The 14,168-nt window shown below is 70.4% G+C and carries 14 protein-coding genes; all 14 read left to right on the top strand.

The window, feature by feature from the left end; translation table 11 throughout:
• Positions 1 to 8: 8 nt before the first annotated feature.
• Complete coding sequence (locus tag ABZS58_RS04935) at positions 9 to 668, top strand: response regulator transcription factor (protein ID WP_354777671.1); 660 nt, start codon at positions 9 to 11, stop codon at positions 666 to 668.
• Positions 669 to 755: 87 nt separating this feature from the next.
• On the top strand, positions 756 to 1,964 hold the full coding sequence (locus tag ABZS58_RS04930) for a glycoside hydrolase family 5 protein (RefSeq protein ID WP_354777669.1): 1,209 nt from the start codon (positions 756 to 758) through the stop codon (positions 1,962 to 1,964).
• A 145-nt stretch (positions 1,965 to 2,109) separates the two neighbouring features.
• Positions 2,110 to 2,472: a hypothetical protein gene (locus ABZS58_RS04925; protein ID WP_354777667.1), complete on the top strand. Its 363-nt coding sequence runs from the start codon at positions 2,110 to 2,112 to the stop codon at positions 2,470 to 2,472.
• Positions 2,473 to 2,602: 130 nt separating this feature from the next.
• Positions 2,603 to 3,814, top strand: a complete 1,212-nt coding sequence (locus ABZS58_RS04920) for a substrate-binding domain-containing protein (RefSeq protein WP_354777665.1) — start codon at positions 2,603 to 2,605, stop codon at positions 3,812 to 3,814.
• A 60-nt stretch (positions 3,815 to 3,874) separates the two neighbouring features.
• Positions 3,875 to 4,618, top strand: coding sequence for an ABC transporter ATP-binding protein (locus ABZS58_RS04915; RefSeq protein WP_354778044.1), 744 nt, complete (start codon positions 3,875 to 3,877; stop codon positions 4,616 to 4,618).
• Positions 4,619 to 4,739: 121 nt separating this feature from the next.
• The gene (locus ABZS58_RS04910; RefSeq protein ID WP_354777663.1) at positions 4,740 to 5,462 is read left to right on the top strand and encodes an ABC transporter ATP-binding protein; all 723 of its coding nucleotides are present in this window, start codon (positions 4,740 to 4,742) and stop codon (positions 5,460 to 5,462) included.
• An 85-nt stretch (positions 5,463 to 5,547) separates the two neighbouring features.
• Positions 5,548 to 6,435 carry a branched-chain amino acid ABC transporter permease gene (locus ABZS58_RS04905; protein WP_354777661.1) on the top strand — a complete coding sequence of 296 codons (888 nt, stop codon included), beginning with the start codon at positions 5,548 to 5,550 and terminating at the stop codon, positions 6,433 to 6,435.
• Entirely contained in the window at positions 6,435 to 7,526 is a 1,092-nt protein-coding gene (locus ABZS58_RS04900; RefSeq protein ID WP_354778042.1) for a branched-chain amino acid ABC transporter permease, read from the top strand. Before ABZS58_RS04905 ends, ABZS58_RS04900 begins: the two co-directional genes overlap by 1 nt.
• A 201-nt stretch (positions 7,527 to 7,727) precedes the next feature.
• A complete protein-coding gene (locus ABZS58_RS04895) occupies positions 7,728 to 8,489 on the top strand; it encodes an ABC transporter ATP-binding protein (RefSeq protein WP_354777659.1) in 762 nt (253 codons plus the stop codon).
• Complete coding sequence (locus ABZS58_RS04890; RefSeq protein ID WP_354777657.1) at positions 8,476 to 9,168, top strand: ABC transporter ATP-binding protein; 693 nt, start codon at positions 8,476 to 8,478, stop codon at positions 9,166 to 9,168. Before ABZS58_RS04895 ends, ABZS58_RS04890 begins: the two co-directional genes overlap by 14 nt.
• A gap of 10 nt (positions 9,169 to 9,178) precedes the next feature.
• Entirely contained in the window at positions 9,179 to 10,420 is a 1,242-nt protein-coding gene (locus tag ABZS58_RS04885; RefSeq protein WP_354777655.1) for an ABC transporter substrate-binding protein, read from the top strand.
• Between the two features lie 4 nt (positions 10,421 to 10,424).
• On the top strand, positions 10,425 to 11,297 hold the full coding sequence (locus ABZS58_RS04880) for a branched-chain amino acid ABC transporter permease (protein ID WP_354777653.1): 873 nt from the start codon (positions 10,425 to 10,427) through the stop codon (positions 11,295 to 11,297).
• 174 nt (positions 11,298 to 11,471) lie between these two features.
• Entirely contained in the window at positions 11,472 to 12,431 is a 960-nt protein-coding gene (locus ABZS58_RS04875) for a branched-chain amino acid ABC transporter permease (protein WP_354777651.1), read from the top strand.
• Positions 12,432 to 12,563: 132 nt separating this feature from the next.
• Positions 12,564 to 14,150, top strand: coding sequence for an MFS transporter (locus tag ABZS58_RS04870; protein ID WP_354777649.1), 1,587 nt, complete (start codon positions 12,564 to 12,566; stop codon positions 14,148 to 14,150).
• Positions 14,151 to 14,168 lie beyond the last annotated feature (18 nt).

The following is a 14,168-nucleotide window of genomic DNA, read 5'->3' as shown; positions in this document are numbered from 1 at the left end:
GCCACCCGATGCGCTACCGCGTGCTGATCGTCGAGGACCACCAGGTGGTCGCCGAAGGCCTCGCCGCGCTGCTCAACGAGCACAAGGAGCTGCGCGTCGTCGCCATCGCCGGTGGCGTGGGGGACGTCGAGCACCTCGCCGACGTCGAGCGGGTCGACGTCGTGCTGTGCGACTACTGGCTGCCCGACGGCACCGGACCGGAGGCCGTCGCCGCGCTGCGGTCGCACCAGCCGGACGTCGCGATCGTGTTCCTCAGCGCCGACGACAGCGACGAGGTCATCCTCGCCGCCCTGGAGGCCGGCGCCGCCGGCTACCTGGTGAAGAGCTCGGCCGGCGCCGACGTCGCCGACGCGGTCCGCCGCGCGATCGACGGGGAGATCCTGGTGCCGGCCCGCCAGCTGGCGAAGCTCCTCGCCCGGCGGCGGGAGCGCTCGCACCGCTCCGCCGAGCACGCCCGGCGCCTGGACAGTCTCACCCCGCGGGAGCGGCAGATCCTCAGCCTGATGACGTCCGGCATGGACAACCGTGACATCGCCCGGGAGCTGAGCATCAGCTACACCACCGTGCGCAGCCACGTGCGGCACCTGCTGTCGAAGATGGGCGCCCGGTCGAAGCTCGAGGCGGTGGTACGAGCCGCGGACTGGGACGCTCCTACACTTGCACCATGAGCATTTCGGACATTCGTACGCTGACCTGATATTTCCGAATCCGTAAGGTTTTGACCTGCCCGACGTCGTCGTACGTGAGGACAGGTCTTGAAGCGTTCCCGTCTTGTGTGGCTCGGCGCCACCCTTGCGCTCGCCGCCGCCGCTGTCACCACCGGTGGTCTTGTCATGAAGCACTCCAACGAGCAGTCCGGCCCGCCGACGGCGGCCGGCCGGCAGTTGCAGCTGCCGCTGCACACCGAAGGCAACCGGATCGTCGACGCTCGCGGTGCCACAGTCACCTTCACCGGCGTCAACTGGTTCGGCCTGGAGACCAACACGTTCGCCCCGCACGGGCTGTGGTCCCGCTCCATGGACGAGATGCTCGACCAGATGGCGGCGCAGGGGTTCAACTCCGTGCGCCTGCCCTTCAGCAACGAGCTCTTCGACGCCACCGCCAAGCCCAACGGTGTGGACTACAAACTCAACCCGACCCTGGAGGGCCTCACCGGCCCGCAGATCATGGACAAGGTCGTCGAGGGCATCACCAAGCGCGGCATGATGGTCATCCTCGACCGGCACCGGCCGACCTCGCAGGGCCAGAGCAACCTCTGGTACACCGACAAGGTCAGCGAGGAGCGCTGGATCGGCGACTGGAAGAAGCTCGCGAAGCAGTACCGCGACAACCCGCTGGTCGTCGGCGCCGACCTGCACAACGAGCCGCACGGCGAGGCCACCTGGGGCACCGGCGGTGAAAAGACCGACTGGCGCGCCGCCGCCGAGCGGGCCGGCAACGCCATCCTCGCCGAGAACCCCAACTGGCTCATCGTCGTGGAGGGCATCGAGTCCTACGACGGCGACGGGTACTGGTGGGGCGGCAACCTCCAGGGCGCGGCCAAGGACCCGGTCCGCCTGAAGGACCAGTCGAAGCTGGTGTACTCCGCGCACGACTACAGCCCCAAGGTGTGGTCGCAGCAGTGGTTCACCGACAAGGCGTTCCCCGCCAACATGCCGGCCCTGTGGGACAAGCAGTTCGGCTACCTGGTGAAGAACAACGTGGCGCCGGTGCTGATGGGTGAGTTCGGCGGCCGCTCGGTGGCGGAGGTCGACGCCCAGGGCAACAAGGACCTCGAGGGCATCTGGCAGCGGCACCTCATCGCGTACCTGAAGGAGAACGGCCTCAGCTACACCTACTGGTCGTGGAACCCCAACTCCGGCGACACCGGCGGGGTCCTGAAGGACGACTGGAAGACGATCGACCAGGCCAAGATGGACCTGCTCAAGTCGCACCAGTCGGCGCCGGCGGCCAAGAAGCCCTAAGGCTTGAGTGCGTCGCTCGCGGCGCATGGGGGGTGTGGGGTGGGAACCCCCCACGGAACCGTGGGGGCCACCCCGCGGAGCTGGTGAGAGAGCCGTCGTCGATGGCCCTCCTCGCGCTGTTATGTTCAGCGCGGGGAGGGCCTTCATGCCTGTTCAAGAACGGGACCGGCTCGCCGGCTTCGGCTGGCACGGCATCGTGAGTGCCGCGCCATACGACACGGTGGAGACCCTCGCCTTCTTCGCCCGGGCGATGAGCGCCGACCCCGCCGCGCTCATCCCGCACCTGCGCTGCCCGATCCTCGCGCTGTTCGGCGCCGCCGACGAGAAGGTCCCCGTCGAGCGCAGCGTGGCGGTGCTCGCCGAGCGGCTGCCCGGGCTGCACCGCGGCAGCAATGCGATCGCCGTCCTGCCGGGTGCGGACCACATGCTGTTCGTCACCGAGGGTGAGCATTCGCCCGTGTTTCTGCCCATGCTGGGCGCGTTCCTCGACCTCGTGGCGCTGTCGTAGGCCCTGAAACCGGGCAACCCGGCCGACTTGTGTGGTGTCCCCACATAGCTCGGTGCCCTACGCCACTCCTAGCGTGTGCGAACACCGCCAGCAGGCGCTGGCCTTAACAAGGCGTTCACACGGAGGAAGCGTGATTCGGCAGACGACTGCGCCGCGGCGGGTACTGTTCGCGGCGCTCGGGTTGGGCATCGCGGCGACGTTCACGGCGGCGTGCAGCAGCCCCCAGGAAGCGGCGCAGGAGCCGGCCAAGGACGGCACCCCGATCAAGGTCGGCCTGGTGTACTCCCAGACCGGTGCGCTCGCCGGCTACGGCAAGCAGTACATCGAGGGCTGGAAGGCGGGCCTCGCCTTCGCGACCAAGGGCACCGGCAAGGTCGGCGACCGCCCGGTCGAGGTCAAGGAGGTCGACGACGCCGGTGACCCGGCGAAGGCCGTCTCCGCCGCCAAGGACCTCATCGGCCAGGGCTACAAGATCATCGCGGGCAGCACGGGCTCGGCGGTCGCCGGCCAGGTCGCGCCGCTCGCCGCGCAGAACAAGGTGCTGTTCATCTCCGGCCCGGCCGCGTCCGACGCGGTCACCGGCGTCAACAAGTACACCTTCCGCTCCGGCCGCCAGTCCTACCAGGACGTCCTCGCGGCGAAGTCCTACCTGCCGTCGCCCACGGGCAAGAAGGTCCTCGTGTTCGCGCAGGAGGGCACCTTCGGCAAGTCCAACGCCGACGCGGTCAAGGCCGTCATCGGTGGCGCCGGCGCCACCGTCGACAACCTGTTCGTGCCGGCCAGCGCGACCGAGTTCACCGGCTTCGCCGCGCAGGCCAAGGGCGCCAAGGCCGACATGATCTTCGTGGCGTGGGCCGGCACCACCGCCCCCGCGATGTGGCAGGCCCTCGAACAGCAGGGCGTGCTCGGCTCGACCATGGTCGTCACCGGCATCGACCAGCGGGCGTCGTGGGCGACGTTCGGCGCGGCCGGCGGCCGGCTGTCGCTGCTCGCGCACTACTTCGACGGCGCCAGCGACAACGAGGCCACCGCCGCGCTGCGCAAGGGTGTCGAGGGCGGCAAACTCGACCTGTTCCACCCGGACGGCTTCACCGCCGCGCAGATGGTCGTGCGGGCCGCCGGCGAGGGCGGCGACGACGCCGACAAGATGGTCACCGCCCTGGAGGGCTGGAGCTTCGACGGCGTCAAGGGCAAGCTGACCGTCCGCAAGGAGGACCACGCCCTGCTCCAGCCGATGTTCCAGGGCAAGTTCTCCGGCTCCGGCGCCGACATGAAGCCGGAACTCGTCAAGGCGATCGACCCGGCCGACGCGACCCCGCCGGTCGTGCAGATGAAGGGCTGAGGTTTGTTCCCCCGAAGCAACGCACCGGCGGCCGGGGTGGTTGACACCCCGGCCACCGGCCTGCTGTCCACCAGGCGGCTGACCTGGAAGATCGGCGAGGTCGCGATCGTCGACCACGTGTCGGTCGACCTGGCCGAGGGCGAGTTCCTCGCCGTCATCGGCCCCAACGGCGCCGGCAAGACGTCGCTGTTCAACCTGATCTCCGGGCTGCGCCGACCGACGGACGGCTCGGTCATGCTCGCCGGGCAGGACGTGACGCGGCTCGCGCCGCACCGCCGGGCCCGCCGGGGTCTCGGCCGCACCTTCCAGTCCTCGTCGGTGTTCGGCTCGCTCACCGTCGAGCAGAACGTGCGGCTCGCCGTCCAGGCCCGCCGCGGCGGGTCGATCCGGCCCTTCCCGCTGCCGGGGTCCGACAAGGACATCGCCGAGCGGGGCGCCCGGGTGCTGTGGCGGGTCGGGCTCGACCACCGCGCCCGGACCCTGGCCGGCACCCTCGCCCACGGCGAGAAGCGGAAGCTGGAGATCGCGCTGCTGCTCGCCGGCGAGCCGAAGGTCCTGCTGCTCGACGAGCCGATGGCCGGCGTCAGCGCCGAGGACGTCCCCGGCCTGGTCGCCCTGATCAAGACGCTGACCCGCGACGAGCGGCGCAGCGTCCTCATGGTGGAGCACCACATGGACGTCGTTCTGGACCTGGCGGACCGGGTCGCGGTCATGCACCACGGCGCGCTGCTCATCTGCGACACCCCGGAGGTCGTCATGGCCGACCGGACCGTCCAGGAGGCCTACCTGGGGGAGAAGCTGTGAGACATCCTCTGTCAACCTCAGGCCGGCACGTGAGCGCGGTTATGTCGACTCGCTTCGCTCCCCGACATAACCGAAATTTCGGATATGTTCGCGCAGCGGACATGTCCGGGAAGGCGGCACCGTGACCGCCATTCTCGATATCTCCGATTTGTCGGTCAAGGTGGGCGGCTCGCACATCCTGCAGGGCGTGACGTTCAGCGTGCAGCCGCAGGGCGTGACCGCGCTGCTGGGCCGCAACGGCGTCGGCAAGACCACCACGCTGAAGGCCGTTCTCGGCCTCATGCCCCGCGCTGCGGAGATCACCGGCCGGGTCGCCTACTCCGGTGGCAGCATCCTCCGGCAGCCGACGTTCCGGCTGATCCGCGACGGCCTCGGCTACGTGCCCGAGGACCGCGGCGTCTTCGCCGGGCTCACCGTCGCGGAGAACCTGCGGCTCGCCGAGCGGGCCGGTGTCACCCCCGACTACGACACCGTGCACGGGCTCTTCCCCGAGCTGCGCAAGCGGGCCCGGCAGCGGGCCGGCACCCTGTCCGGCGGTCAGCAGCAGATGCTGGCGATCGGCCGGGTGCTGCTCAACCCCAACCGGCTGCTGCTCATCGACGAGCCGACGAAGGGCCTCGCCCCGAAGGTCGTCACCGAGGTCGCCGCCGCCCTGGAGTCGGTCGCCGGGGTCGTGCCGATGCTGCTCGTCGAGCAGAACCTGGCCGTCGTGCGCCGGATGGCCCGGCACGCCGTCGTCATCGCCAACGGCCGCGTCGCGTACACCGGCAGCGCGGGCGACCTGCTCGACTACACCGAGAAGACGAAGGCGCTCCTCGGCGTCGGCAAGGGGGAGCACTCATGAGCGGGCTGGAGCGTAGCGGAGGGGCCGCTCGTCATGGGCTCAGTATCGGCTCAGGCCGGCGCTGGAGCGCAGCGGAGGCGACGTCATGAGCACGTTTGTGCTTTTGACGCTGACGGGGCTCGGGCTCGCCGCCCTGTACTTCCTCGTCGCGTCCGGTCTCGCGCTCGTGTTCGGCCTCGCCGACGTGCTGAACTTCGCGCACGGGCTGTTCCTGTCCGTCGGCGCGTACGGCACCTGGTGGGCGTCGGCGAACCTCCCCGGCGCCGGGCCGTCCGGGTGGGGCTTCGTCCTCGCCGTGATCTTCGGCGTGGTGTGCGGCACCGCCGTCGCCGCGCTCGTCGAGCTGGTGCTCATCCGGCCGCTGTACTCGCGCACCATCGAGCAGGTCCTCGTCACCGTCGGGCTGTCCCTGGCCGGCGTGGCGCTGCTGCAGGCGTCGTGGGGCGCCGACCCGCGCACCTACCCGCGGCCGCAGTGGACGCAGGAGCTGACCGAGATCGCCGGCGCCCGGGTGCCCAACGACCGGTTCCTGCTCATCGGCGCCGCCGTCCTCGTGCTCGGCGGGCTCCTCGCCTTCCTCAAGTACACCCGCATCGGCCTGGTCATCAGGGCCGGCGTCGAGGACCGGTCGATGGTCACCGCGCTCGGCATCGACGTGCGGCGGGCCTTCACGCTCGTCTTCGCGATCGGTGGCGCCGCGGCCGCGCTCGCCGGGGCGCTCGGCGGGGTCTACGCCGGGTCGATCTCCCCGACCGGCGGCAGCTCGCTGCTCATCTTCGGCTTCATCGTCGTCGTCATCGGTGGCATGGGCTCCGTGGTCGGCGCCGCCTACGCCGCCGTCGCCGTCGGGCTGCTCCAGCAGTTCGTCAACTACACCTCGCCGGGCCTCGGCGACATCTGCGTCGTCGCGCTCCTGGCGATCGTGCTGCTCGTCCGTCCGCAGGGCATCACCGGAAAGGTCGCCACCTCATGATGACGGACACCGTGGTGACCCCCGGCGGCACCTCGCCGAAGAACCGCCGCAAGTGGCATCCCGCCCGCTTCGGGCCGCTGGTCTTCCTGGTCGTGCTCATCGCGCTGCCGTACTGGTCGATCTCCATCCCGGGCGTCTTCGACGCGGCGGTCAACAAGCCCGGCACCCTGCAGCTGCTCGCGCTCTGCCTGGTGTTCGGCGCCCTCGCCACCGGCTACGACCTGCTGTTCGGCCGCACCGGCCTGCTGTCCTTCGGGCACGCGCTGTACTTCGCCGGCGGCGTCTACGGCACCGACGTCCTCGTCACCAAGGCCGGCCTGCCGCTGTGGCAGGCCGTGCTGCTGGCGATCGTCGGCACCGCCGCCGTCGCCGCGGCGCTCGGCGCGATCGCGCTGCGCACCAACGGCATCGCGTTCGCCATGGTCACGCTCGCCTTCGCCCAGGTCGGCGCGATCACGATCGGCCGCGACCCGGGCAGCCTCACCGGCGGCGAGGAGGGCCTGCCGATGGACACGTCCGGGGTGCCGGACGCGCTCATCGGCGTCACCAACACCGTCAACCTGTACTGGCTCGCGGTCGGCGTCGCCGTCATCACCGTCCTGGTCGTGCACGCCATCGCGGACGCGCCCGCCGGGCGGGTCCTCGCCGCGATCCGCGACGACGAACGCCGCGTCGGGGTCCTCGGCCTGGATCCCTACCGGTACAAGCTGTTCGCGTTCACCGTCGCGGGCGGCCTCGCCGGGATGGCCGGCGCCATGTACGCGCTGCTGATCGGCGGCGCCACCCCGCACGTGGCGGCGTCCGACCAGACGCTGACGTTGCTGGTCATGGTGGTCCTCGGCGGCCCCGGCACCCGGTGGGGCCCGCTCATCGGCGGGATGCTCTTCACGTACCTCGACTACCGCCTCGTCGCGTTCGGCCGGTCCGACGCGGTCGACGGCCTGCCGGGTGTGCTGAGCGGTCCGCTGTCCCAGCCGCTGTTCGTGCTGGGGACCGTGTTCATCCTCGCCGTGTACTTCTTCCCCGGCGGCCTCGCCGGGCTGCGGACCCGTCTGGGCCCACTCGCCAGGTGGATCCCCGACCGCCGATAACGGGATCCACCTGCCTTTCCGGACGCCGATCGATTCGATCTTCCTCGAATCGATCGGCGTCTTTCTTGTGTGGCGACCGGGCACACGGTCACGCCGGTAAATGTATGGATCGCCTCCATGGGCCTGGGTGTGGCGCCGGTCATAGCGTTCGCCGCAACGCGTCACCCGCCTGGAGGAGGTGTGTCCCCATTGGATAAACCCTTGGACGGTCCCGCGGCCCTGACCGCGCGCGGTCTGACCCGTGACTTCCGTGGGTTCCGGGCCGTCGACACGGTCGACCTGACCGTCGCGGCCGGCAGCGTGCACGCGCTCGTCGGTCCCAACGGCGCCGGCAAGACCACACTGTTCAACCTGCTCACCGGGTTTCTCGCGCCGACCGCCGGGCGGATCGAGCTCGGCGGCGACGACATCACCGGCCTGCCGCCGGAGCGGGTCGCCCGGCTCGGTGTCGCCCGGTCGTTCCAGATCACCAGCCTGTTCCCGCAGCAGACCGCGCGCACCCACGTGGAGCTCGCGCTGCAGAGCGCCACCAGTCTCGGCTGGTCGTTCTGGCGCAGCCACCGGCTCCTGGACCGCTTCTCGGCCCGCGCCGGGGAGCTGCTCGACCTCGTCGGCCTCGGCGACGCGGGGGAGACCCTGGCCGGCAGCCTCGCGTACGGGCGGAAACGCGCCCTGGAGCTGGCGATCGCCCTCGCGCTCGACCCGAAGGTGCTCCTGCTGGACGAGCCCACCGCCGGCATGGGCCTGGAGGACGTCGACCGCACCGTCGAGCTCATCGCCGCCGTCCGGGACGGCCGCACGGTGGTGCTGGTCGAGCACAACATGCGCGTCGTGGGCCGGCTCGCCGACACCGTCACGGTCCTGCAGGCCGGCCGCGTGCTGGTCGAGGGCCCCTATGAGGAGGTCCGCGCCGACCCGCGGGTCGTCGAGGCCTATCTCGGGAGCTCCGATGCTGCACATTGAGCGCCTTTCCGCGTGGTACGGCGAAGCGCAGGTGCTGCGCGACGTCGACCTGAACATCGAGCGGGGCGAGGTGGTCACGCTCTGCGGGCGCAACGGCGCCGGCAAGACCACCCTGCTGCGCTGCGTCATGGGGCTGCACGCTCAACAGTCCGGTGCCGTCCGGCTCGCCGGCGACGATCTCACCCGCCGCAAGGTCCACCAGCGGGCCCGCCGCGGCCTCGGCTGGGTGCCCGACGACCGCGGCGCCTACGCCACCCTCACCGTCGCCGAACATCTCACGCTCCCGCCCGTCGTCGGTCCCGCCCCGTGGAGCCTGGAGCAGGTCCACGAGGCGTTCCCGGCGCTGTACACCCGCCGCTCCAGCCCCGCCACCAAGCTCTCCGGCGGCGAGCAGCAGATGCTCGCCCTCGCCCGTGTCCTGCGGATGGGCGCCACCGTCCTGCTCTGCGACGAACCCACCGAGGGGCTCTCACCGCTGCTGGTCCAGCAGGTCGGCGAGATCCTGCGGCGGGCCAAGGAACACGGCGTCACGGTCCTGCTCGTCGAGCAGAACCTGCACTTCGCCACCACGGTCGCCGACCGCCACTACCTCCTCGCCGAGGGGCGGATCGTCGGCACCTTCGACAACACCGACATCCACTCCCGCGAGGCCGAACTCCTCGCACACCTCGGGATCTAGGGGATATTTCGTGAAAAAGACTCTCGCGGCCGGTGCCGCGCTCTGCGTCGCGCTGTCAGGCTGCGGCGGCGGTGGTCCCCGCGGCGGCGGCGACTCGAAGCTCACCGGCGACAAGCTGGTGCTCGGCGTCCTCAACGACCAGTCCGGCGTCTACGCGCAGCTGTCCGGCAAGAACTCCGTCGTGGCCGTGAACATGGCGATCGAGGACTTCAAGGCCAAGTACGGTGACAAGGCGATCACGAAGAACATCTCGGTCGAGACCGCCGACCACCAGAACAAGCCCGACGTGGCGAACACCCGCGCCGCGGAGATGTACGACCGGCTCGGCGTCGACGCGATCCTTGACGTGCCCACGTCCTCGGCCGCGCTGAAGGTCGCCGACGTCGCGAAGGCGCAGAAGAAGCTCTACTTCAACATCTCCGGCGCCACGACCGACCTGACCGGCAAGTCCTGCAACAAGTACACGTTCCACTACGCCTACGACACCGCGATGCTCGCCAACGGCACCGGCACGGCGGCGACCCAGGCCGGCGCGAAGAACTGGTACATCGTCTACCCCGACTACGCCTTCGGCCAGGACATGGAGAAGTCCTTCAAGGCCGCGATCGCCAAGGGCGGCGGCAGCGTCGTGGCGAGCGACCCGACCCCGTTCCCGAACGACAACTTCTCCACGTTCCTGCTCAAGGCGCCGACCCTGAACCCGAAGCCGGACGTGCTCGGCACCATGCAGGCCGGTGCCGACCTGGTGAACCTGGTGAAGCAGTACAACGAGTTCAAGCTGCGGGACAAGGGCGTCGGGCTCGCCGTCGGGCTCATGTTCCTCACCGACATCCACTCGCTGACCCCGGACGCCCTGGCCGGCACGACGTTCACCGACGCGTGGTACTGGAACTTCGACGCCGAGAACCGCGCCTGGGCCGACAAGTTCGCCGCGAAGGCCGGCGGGCAGCGCCCGACCTTCGCGCACGCCGCCAACTACTCCGCGGCGCTGCAGTACCTGGAGGCGGTGCAGGCCGCCGGCACCGACGACGCCGACGCCGTCGTGCGGCAGCTCGAAGGGAAGAAGGTCAACGACTTCTTCCTCCGCAACGGCGAGTTCCGCGCCGCCGACCACCGGGTCCTGCACGACGTCTACCTCGCCAAGGTCAAGCCGGGCAGCGAGGTCAAGGAGCCCTGGGACTACGAGCAGATCGTGAAGACGATCCCCGCCCAGGAGGCGTTCCGCGCCCCGTCGGCCGACTGCAAGCTCTAGTCCGATGGGTTTCCTCACCCACACCTTCAACGGACTGGTCGGGGGCAGCTTCTACGCGTTGCTCGCCCTCGGCCTGGCCGTGATCTTCGGCATGCTGCGGGTGGTGAACTTCGCCCACGGCGCGTTCTACATGATCGGCGCGTTCGGCGCCTACGTGCTGCTCGCCGAGGTCGGGGTCTCGTTCTGGTGGGCACTGCTCGCGGTGCCGCTGGTGGCCGGGCTCCTCGGGGTCCTGCTGGAGCGGGGGCTGATCCGCCGGCTGTCCACATTGGACCCGCTGTACAACTTCCTGCTCACCTTCGGGCTGACGCTGATGCTGCAGGACGTGGTGAAGTCGCGGTACGGATCGCAGTCCAACCCCTACGACGCCCCGGCCGGCCTGCGCGGCACCGTCGACCTCGGGCTGTTCGACTTCCCGGCGTACCGGGTGTTCGTCTTCGGCGTCGCGGTGCTGCTGTGCGTCGCCGTGTGGTGGCTGCTGACCCGTACCCGGGTCGGCACCGTCGTGCGGGCCGCGACCGAGCGGCCGGAGCTCACCCGGGCCCTCGGCATCGACGTCGGCCGGTGGATCGCACCCGTGTTCGGCTTCGGGGTCGCCCTCGCGGCGCTCGCCGGGGTCCTGGCAGCGCCGATGCGGGCCGTCAACCCGCTCATGGGCGCCGACCTCATCATCGGCGTCTTCGCGGTCGTCGTCATCGGCGGGCTCGGCTCGGTCTTCGGCAGCGTCGCCGCGGGCTTCGGCATCGGGCTGCTGCAGGCGTGGAGCGAGGCCTACGGCCCGGCGCTGCTCGCGCAGACCCTCATCTTCCTGGTCATGGCCCTGGTACTGCTCTTCCGGCCGGCCGGGCTCTTCGGGCGGGAGGAACTGCCGACATGACCAGGCCGGAGCGGAGCGGAGGTCTGGTCATCATGAGCGCGGTCGCTGGGTCGGGCCGGCGCCGGAGCGCAGCGGAGGTGACGGCATGACCAGGCTGGAGCGGAGCGGAGGTCTGGTCATCATGGGTGCGGTCGCTGGGTCGGGCCGGCGCCGGAGCGCAGCGGAGGTGGCGGCATGACCGCGCTGATCCTGCAGCGGGTCCGCACTCCGCGGTGGGCCGGTTGGCTGCTGCTGGCCGTCGGCGCGCTGGTGGCGCTCTGGCTGCCCAACGGGCTCTATCCGGCGGTCGCCGTCGACATGCTCTGCTGGGCGCTGTTCGCCGTCGCCATCGATCTGCTGCTCGGGTACGGCGGCCTGCTGTCCTTCGGGCACGCCGCCTTCTGGGGCACCTCGGCGTACACCGCGGGGCTCATCGCGGCGCGGGCCGGCGTGCCCTTCCCGGTCGCGGTGCTCGGCGGCGCGCTCGCCGCGGCGGCCCTCGCGGTGCCGATCGGTTATCTCGCGGTGAAGCGCTCCGGGATCTACTTCGCGATGGTGACCCTGGCCTTCGCGCAGATGGTGTACTTCGTGGCCAACGAGTGGTCGTCGGTGACCGGCGGCGAGAACGGGCTGCAGAGCGTGCCCCGGGAGCTGTTCGGGCTCGACCTGTCCGACCCGTACTACTTCTACTACGCCGCGCTGCCCCTGGCGGCGCTCGGGATGCTGCTCGCGTGGCGGATCGTGCACTCACCCTTCGGCCGGGTGCTCGTGGCGATCCGGGACAACCCGGCGCGGGCCCGGGCGCTGGGGTATCCGGCACATCGGTACAAACTCCTCGCCTTCGTGCTGTCGGCGTTCGTCGCGGGGCTGGGCGGCGGGCTGTTCGCGGTCGCGCACGGCTTCGTGTCCCTGGACGTCGTGCACTGGACGACGTCGGGCAAGGGCGTGGTCCTCGTCGTGCTCGGCGGGATCGGCACGCTGTGGGGCGGAGTGGTCGGCGCGGCGCTCGTCGTCAACCTGGAGGACCAGCTGTCGCAGGCCGGCTTCACGCTGATCGGCCTGGTGACCGGCGGCATCTTCGCGCTTGTCGTGCTGCTCTTCCGGCGTGGGCTGTGGGGATCGGCCGTGGTGCTGATGCGGCGGTTATTCCGCTGACCGCTGCTTTGTGACCGTCCGCACATTCTGATACGAGACGGTTCCGTATCGCTTCGCCTTCCCTTACGTTGGCTGAGGATACGGAACTGTTCCGTATCGTATCGCGCGTTCGCTCAATGGGGGCATCGACACATGGACGCAGCCGCACCCAACACAGGACATCCCCGACGCTGGGCCATCCTCGGCGTGCTCGTCATCAGCCTGCTCGTCGTCGTGCTGGACAACACCGTCCTCAACGTCGCGATGCGCACGATCGCCGACCCCGTGCACGGCCTGGGCGCGACCCAGAGCGAGCTGGAGTGGTCGATCAACTCCTACACCCTGGTCTTCGCCGGCCTGCTCTTCACCGCCGGCATCCTCGCCGACCGCCTCGGCCGGCGGATCACGCTGACCGTCGGTCTGGTGCTCTTCGGCATCGCGTCGCTGGTCTCGGCCTACGCCGACTCGCCCACCCAGCTGATCTGGGCCCGCGCCCTGATGGGCCTCGGCGCCGCGGCGGTCATGCCGTCCACGTTGTCGATCATCGCCAACGTCTTCGACCCGCGCGAGCGGGGCAAGGCGATCGGCGTCTGGGCCGGCGCCGTCGGCCTCGGCGTCGCGATCGGCCCGATCGTCGGCGGCCTGCTCCTGGAGCACTTCTGGTGGGGCTCGGTCTTCCTGATCAACGTCCCGATCGTCGTCGCCGGCGTCGTCCTCGTCAGCGTGCTGATCCCCGAGTCGAAGGACCCGCGTCCGGGCCGCATCGACTTCGTCGGTGTCGTGCTGTCCATCATCGGCCTGACGCTGCTGACGTACGGCGTGATCGAAGGCGGCGAGTCCGGCTTCGGCGAGCTCAAGTCGTGGGGCGCCCTGGTCGCGTCGGTCGTCGTCCTCGCCGCGTTCGTCCTGTACGAGCGGCGCATCGAGTTCCCGTCGCTGGACGTGCGGCTCTTCGCCAACCGCCAGTTCTCGGCCTCCACCGCGATGATCGGCCTGGTCTTCTTCGCCGCGATGGGCGCCATGTTCACCAGCGCCTTCTACCTGCAGCTGGTCCGCGGCTACGGCCCGCTCGCCTCCGGCGCGCTGTTCGTGCCGTTCGCGCTCGGTCAGATCGTCTTCGCCCCGCGCAGCGCCGCCATGGTCAAGCGCTTCGGCCCCAAGGCGGTCAGCACCACCGGTCTGCTCCTGGTCGCGCTCGGCCTCACCGGCTGGATCTTCATCGGTGCCTCGACGCCGATCTGGGTCGTCGGTGCGCTGTTCTTCATCATGGGCGTCGGCATGGCCAACGTGATGCCGCCGGCCACCGAGGCCATCATGGCCGCGCTGCCCCGTGAGAAGGCCGGCGTCGGATCGGCCGTCAGCAACACCATCCGCCAGGTCGGCGGTGCCCTCGGCGTGGCCACCCTCGGCGCGGTCATCAGCTCCTACTACCGCAGCGGCGTCGAGTCCTCCACGACCGGCCTGCCGGCCGCCGCGAAGGCCGTCGCCGACGAGTCCATCTCCGGTGCGTACGGTGTCGCGGCGAACGCCGGGCCCGCCGGGCAGGCGCTGATCCAGCACGCCAACGACGCCTTCATCACCGCGATGCACTACTCGGCGATCGGCTCCGCGGTCTTCGCGGTCCTCGGTGCCGCGGTCGCCTTCATCTGGCTGCCCGGCAAGCGCCCGGCGACCGCTCCCGCGCCCAGCACCGCGGCGAGCCTCGCCGAGGAGCAGGGTGTCGAGCTGGTAGACGTGTGATGACCGGCGAACGAGCCG

It is taken from the genome of Dactylosporangium sp. NPDC005555, from assembly GCF_040605635.1.
Classification (GTDB): Bacteria; Actinomycetota; Actinomycetes; order Mycobacteriales; family Micromonosporaceae; genus Dactylosporangium.
Note: the sequence above shows the minus strand (reverse complement) of the source record. Positions and strands in the feature narration are given on the sequence as shown.

What these genes read in the sequence shown, in the direction of transcription:
- ABZS58_RS04935 (WP_354777671.1), top strand. Translation starts at nt 9, where the DNA reads ATGCGCTACCGCGTGCTGATCGTCGAGGACCACCAGGTGGTCGCCGAA.
- ABZS58_RS04925 (WP_354777667.1), top strand. Translation starts at nt 2,110, where the DNA reads ATGCCTGTTCAAGAACGGGACCGGCTCGCCGGCTTCGGCTGGCACGGC.
- ABZS58_RS04905 (WP_354777661.1), top strand. Translation starts at nt 5,548, where the DNA reads ATGAGCACGTTTGTGCTTTTGACGCTGACGGGGCTCGGGCTCGCCGCC.
- ABZS58_RS04900 (WP_354778042.1), top strand. Translation starts at nt 6,435, where the DNA reads ATGACGGACACCGTGGTGACCCCCGGCGGCACCTCGCCGAAGAACCGC.
- ABZS58_RS04890 (WP_354777657.1), top strand. Translation starts at nt 8,476, where the DNA reads ATGCTGCACATTGAGCGCCTTTCCGCGTGGTACGGCGAAGCGCAGGTG.
- ABZS58_RS04880 (WP_354777653.1), top strand. Translation starts at nt 10,425, where the DNA reads ATGGGTTTCCTCACCCACACCTTCAACGGACTGGTCGGGGGCAGCTTC.
- ABZS58_RS04875 (WP_354777651.1), top strand. Translation starts at nt 11,472, where the DNA reads ATGACCGCGCTGATCCTGCAGCGGGTCCGCACTCCGCGGTGGGCCGGT.
- ABZS58_RS04870 (WP_354777649.1), top strand. Translation starts at nt 12,564, where the DNA reads ATGGACGCAGCCGCACCCAACACAGGACATCCCCGACGCTGGGCCATC.